We start from the raw sequence: 233 nt of genomic DNA, 5'->3' as shown, positions 1-233 counted from the left end.
ACTCCGCGCAGAGTAGGTGCCACTGCTGCCACTAGTTCGTCATAGGACTGGCCCTTGGTGTCCCCGCCTGCAATCCAGACTACTGACGAGGGCGGCATTCCGGCCCACGATATCTTCGCGGCGTGGGCATTGGTCGCTTTCGAATCGTCGATCCAGGTGACGTCTCGAGCTTCACCTAACAGGGTGCGCCGGTGTTTCACTGCCTTGAAGTTGCCGAGGCCTTTTGCCACGGA

1 protein-coding gene is annotated in these 233 nt (G+C 60.1%); it reads right to left on the bottom strand.

Annotation, left to right across the window (positions count from 1 at the left end; genetic code table 11):
* On the bottom strand, nucleotides 1-233 hold a 233-nt coding region (locus QP363_RS13585; protein WP_284764883.1), incomplete at both ends, for a glutamate ligase domain-containing protein.

It is taken from the genome of Corynebacterium sp. UMB6689, assembly GCF_030215295.1.
GTDB classification, from domain to species: Bacteria; Actinomycetota; Actinomycetes; order Mycobacteriales; family Mycobacteriaceae; genus Corynebacterium; species Corynebacterium aurimucosum.
The sequence above is the reverse complement of the archived record's forward strand: the minus strand, read 5'-3'. Positions and strand labels throughout refer to the sequence as shown.